This is a genomic window from Dietzia sp. DQ11-38-2 (assembly GCF_014145055.1).
Lineage (GTDB): Bacteria > Actinomycetota > Actinomycetes > Mycobacteriales > Mycobacteriaceae > Dietzia.
The window spans coordinates 1-1,823 of record NZ_JAALDW010000473.1; the positions used below are offsets into that span (position 1 = coordinate 1).

Here is a 1,823-nt window from a genome sequence, read left to right on the forward strand (position 1 = left end):
CCGCGGGCCGCGTACCAGTCGCGGACCCCGTCCAGCTCCGAGCAGCTGGCCCACGGCAACACCGGGACCGCCGAGTTCCCGCGGTAGGACCAGTCGTCACCGGCACGGCAGAACCAGCCGTCGACGAGCTCGAAGTCCGTGCCCGGCCACGCCAACGCACCCGCGTACTCGTGCGCCCGGACGTCGCGTGCCCGGACCGGCCGGGGCGGTAGCACCTTGAGCACCGCGATGTCGGAATCGGGGATCCGCACCTCCTCGCCCGACTCGCGGCGCACCACGAGTTCGGGATCCAGCGCGACCACGTGTCCGATGACGTCGGTGTAGAGGTGCGAACCCTGCCCGGCCTCCAGATGGCGACGGACCACCACGCGCATCCCCACCTCCACGCGTCGGCCGGCGTTCCACCGGGACCGGTCCGCCAGACCCCGGTCCTGCTCAGCCACGGGGGTCGGTGGCCTCGTCGTCGTCCCACTCGTCACCGTCGTCCTCGTCGGCGAACGGGTCGGGATCGGTGGTCGGGTCCCAGCTCAACCCGGGCACGCCCCAGCCTGCGTCGCGGATGTGGCGTTTGGCGGCCTTGCGGTGACGGCCGATCAGATGGTCGGTGTAGAGGTACCCGTCCAGGTGACCGACCTCGTGCTGCAGGCACCGCGCGAACAGGCCATAGCCCTCCACGGAGACCGGCTCGCCGTTCTCGTCGGTTCCGGTGACCCGGGCCCACCAGGCGCGCCCGCGCGGGAAGTTCACACCGGGGACGGAGAGGCATCCTTCGAGATCCTCCTCCGGGTCCGGCATGGTCTCCGGGATCTCGGAGGTCTCCAGCACCGGGTTGACGATGCAGCCGCGGCGGTTGAGCCAGCCGCCGCGGGCCTCGACGTCCTCGCGGGAGACGCCCTCGCCGTCCTCGGTGTCCAGATCGGGGCAGTCGTAGACGAACACCCGCTTGCGCACCCCCACCTGGTTGGCGGCCAGACCCACTCCGTTGGCGGCGTCCATCGTGTCGTAGAGGTCGCGGACGAGGTCGCGGATCTCCTCCGGGGACTCCGTGACGGGCTCGGTGGGGGTGTGGAGGGCGGGATCGCCGAGGATGACGATGGGCAGGACGGCCATGGCAGGAGATCCTAGTGCGCACCTGGCAGGGTGTCGGATCCGTGTGGTTCACTACGGGGGAATCACAACGGTGTGATCCGGGCACAGGAGGCGAGCGAATGGGTCGATCAGCAACCGCGGCACGCCGACCGAGGGTCGAGGGCGGTTCGCCGCCCGCGGACGAGCTGCACGCCGCCGACCCCGTGCTGTCCGACAGGGACCGGGCCATGCTCGAGTTCGAGCGTCAGTGGTGGAAGTTCGCCGGCTCCAAGGAGGAGGCGATCCGGCAGAAGTTCGACATGTCCGGGACCCGCTACTTCCAGATCCTCAACGGCCTCATCGACCGCCCCGAGGCGCTGGCCGCTGACCCGCTGCTCGTCAAGCGGCTTCGTCGCATGCGCAGCAGCCGTCAGAAGGCACGCGCGGCGCGCAACCTGGGAATGCGGCTCGACTGACCTACACTCACCGGCGTGAGCTCCCAGCCCGAAACCTCGCAGTACGACCCCTACGGTCCGGGCGCGCCCGCCGGCGGCGCCGGGGCCGGCCCCGACCAGGATGAGCCGACCGGACCTCCGTACCGGGCCATCGCGATGGTCCTCCTGGCCGCGGTGGTCCTGGCGATAGGCATCGGGCTCGTCCAGCTGTTCGGGGGCGACGACGAGACCCCGACCGCCACCGACCAGGACAGTGCCCAGGTCGAGCAGGCCGAACCGCCCGCCGCGCCCGCCCAGCCC

The 1,823-nt window shown here is 71.2% G+C and carries 2 protein-coding genes and 2 pseudogenes; 2 read left to right on the forward strand and 2 right to left on the reverse strand.

Annotated elements, in window-relative coordinates; all coding sequences use genetic code 11:
* A pseudogene (locus G6026_RS14825) lies at positions 1 to 443 on the reverse strand (GNAT family N-acetyltransferase); the annotation flags it as partial.
* Positions 436 to 1,110, reverse strand: a complete 675-nt coding sequence (locus G6026_RS14830; protein WP_107757398.1) for a peptide deformylase — start codon at positions 1,108 to 1,110, stop codon at positions 436 to 438. The gene G6026_RS14830 and the pseudogene G6026_RS14825, both read right to left, overlap by 8 nt.
* 98 nt (positions 1,111 to 1,208) lie before the next feature.
* Between G6026_RS14830 and G6026_RS14835 the strand changes: the two genes are divergently transcribed.
* Together G6026_RS14835 and G6026_RS14840 are read left to right on the forward strand one after the other, a co-directional pair.
* Positions 1,209 to 1,544: a DUF3263 domain-containing protein gene (locus tag G6026_RS14835; protein ID WP_107757397.1), complete on the forward strand. Its 336-nt coding sequence runs from the start codon at positions 1,209 to 1,211 to the stop codon at positions 1,542 to 1,544.
* Positions 1,545 to 1,559: 15 nt separating this feature from the next.
* Positions 1,560 to 1,823: pseudogene (locus G6026_RS14840) on the forward strand (LytR family transcriptional regulator); the annotation flags it as partial.